General features: G+C 53.3%; 1 rRNA gene. It reads right to left on the bottom strand.

What is annotated here, in order from left to right:
* Positions 1–2818 (bottom strand): 23S ribosomal RNA (locus WT53_RS25270); the annotation flags it as partial.
* Positions 2819–2877: the final 59 nt, after the last annotated feature.

Genomic DNA, 2877 nt, shown 5'->3' on the forward strand with positions numbered 1-2877 from the left:
GACCTATCAACGTCCTGGTCTCGAACGACCCTTCAAGGGGATCTAGTCCCCAGGGATATCTCATCTTAAGGCGAGTTTCCCGCTTAGATGCTTTCAGCGGTTATCTCTTCCGAACATAGCTACCCGGCGATGCCACTGGCGTGACAACCGGTACACCAGAGGTTCGTCCACTCCGGTCCTCTCGTACTAGGAGCAGCCCCCTTCAAATATCCAACGCCCACGGCAGATAGGGACCAAACTGTCTCACGACGTTTTAAACCCAGCTCACGTACCTCTTTAAATGGCGAACAGCCATACCCTTGGGACCGGCTACAGCCCCAGGATGAGATGAGCCGACATCGAGGTGCCAAACACCGCCGTCGATATGAACTCTTGGGCGGTATCAGCCTGTTATCCCCAGAGTACCTTTTATCCGTTGAGCGATGGCCCTTCCATACAGAACCACCGGATCACTATGACCTGCTTTCGCACCTGCTCGACTTGTCGGTCTCGCAGTTAAGCACGCTTATGCCATTGCACTATCAGCACGATTTCCGACCGTACCTAGCGTACCTTCGTACTCCTCCGTTACGCTTTGGGAGGAGACCGCCCCAGTCAAACTGCCTACCATGCACTGTCCCCGACCCGGATCACGGGCCAAGGTTAGAACCTCAAACAAACCAGGGTGGTATTTCAAGGACGGCTCCACCGAAACTAGCGTTCCGGTTTCATAGCCTCCCACCTATCCTACACAGATCGGTTCAAAGTCCAATGCAAAGCTACAGTAAAGGTTCATGGGGTCTTTCCGTCTAGCCGCGGGTAGATTGCATCATCACAAACACTTCAACTTCGCTGAGTCTCGGGAGGAGACAGTGTGGCCATCGTTACGCCATTCGTGCAGGTCGGAACTTACCCGACAAGGAATTTCGCTACCTTAGGACCGTTATAGTTACGGCCGCCGTTTACCGGGACTTCAATCAAGAGCTTGCACCCCATCATTTAATCTTCCGGCACCGGGCAGGCGTCACACCCTATACGTCCACTTTCGTGTTTGCAGAGTGCTGTGTTTTTATTAAACAGTCGCAGCCACCAGTTTATTGCAACCCCTTCACCCTCCTGGCGCAGGCCAGTCAAGCTACAAGGGCGTACCTTATCCCGAAGTTACGGTACCAATTTGCCGAGTTCCTTCTCCCGAGTTCTCTCAAGCGCCTTAGAATACTCATCTCGCCCACCTGTGTCGGTTTGCGGTACGGTCATCGTTAGACTGAAGCTTAGAGGCTTTTCTTGGAACCACTTCCAATTGCTTCGCTCCCGAAGGAGCTCGCGCCACACCCTTGAATCCCGCGCCCGGATTTGCCTAAGCGCCTTCTCCAATGCAGCGACCGGGACTTCCAACACCCGGACAACCTTCCGCGATCCGTCCCCCCATCGCATCTAACAATGGTGCAGGAATATTGACCTGCTTCCCATCAGCTACGCATTTCTGCCTCGCCTTAGGGGCCGACTCACCCTACGCCGATGAACGTTGCGTAGGAAACCTTGGGCTTACGGCGAGGGGGCCTTTCACCCCCTTTATCGCTACTCATGTCAGCATTCGCACTTCCGATACCTCCAGCACGCTTTTCAACGCACCTTCGCAGGCTTACGGAACGCTCTCCTACCATGCGAGCAAGCTCGCATCCGCAGCTTCGGTATATAGCTTAGCCCCGTTACATCTTCCGCGCAGGACGACTCGATCAGTGAGCTATTACGCTTTCTTTAAAGGGTGGCTGCTTCTAAGCCAACCTCCTGACTGTTTTAGCCTTCCCACTTCGTTTCCCACTTAGCTATATTTGGGGACCTTAGCTGGCGGTCTGGGTTGTTTCCCTCTTGACACCGGACGTTAGCACCCGATGTCTGTCTCCCGTGATTGCACTCTTCGGTATTCGGAGTTTGCTATGGCGGGGTAATCTGCAATAGACCCCCCAACCATGACAGTGCTCTACCCCCGAAGGTGAGACACGAGGCACTACCTAAATAGTTTTCGGAGAGAACCAGCTATTTCCAGGTTTGTTTAGCCTTTCACCCCTATCCACAGCTCATCCCCTAACTTTTCAACGTTAGTGGGTTCGGACCTCCAGTACGTGTTACCGCACCTTCATCCTGGCCATGGATAGATCACCTGGTTTCGGGTCTACGCCCAGCAACTGAACGCCCTATTCGGACTCGCTTTCGCTACGCCTGCCCTATACGGTTAAGCTTGCTACTGAACGTAAGTCGCTGACCCATTATACAAAAGGTACGCCGTCACCCCTTGCGAGGCTCCGACTGTTTGTATGCATGCGGTTTCAGGATCTATTTCACTCCCCTCCCGGGGTTCTTTTCGCCTTTCCCTCACGGTACTGGTTCACTATCGGTCGATCACGAGTATTTAGCCTTGGAGGATGGTCCCCCCATCTTCAGACAGGATTTCACGTGTCCCGCCCTACTTGTCGCACACCTAGTTCTTTCATACTGTTTTCGCCTACAGGGCTATCACCTGCTATGGCCGCACTTTCCAGAGCGTTCGGCTAACAATACAAATAAAGAGTGCAAGGCTCATCCCATTTCGCTCGCCACTACTTTGGGAATCTCGGTTGATTTCTTTTCCTGCGGTTACTTAGATGTTTCAGTTCACCGCGTTCGCTTCACATGGCCTATGTATTCAGCCATGGATACTCCATACGGAGTGGGTTTCCCCATTCGGACATCCCCGGATCAAAGCTTGTTTGCCAGCTCCCCGGGGCTTTTCGCAGGCTACCGCGTCCTTCATCGCCTGTGATCGCCAAGGCATCCACCACATGCACTTGTTCGCTTGACCCTATAACGAGTCTGTCTCATCTTTCGACGCTACAGTCGTTACAGGTTGAGTTCTCGCGT

The sequence above is a fragment of the Burkholderia sp. MSMB2157WGS genome, assembly GCF_001532755.1.
Classification (GTDB): Bacteria; Pseudomonadota; Gammaproteobacteria; order Burkholderiales; family Burkholderiaceae; genus Burkholderia.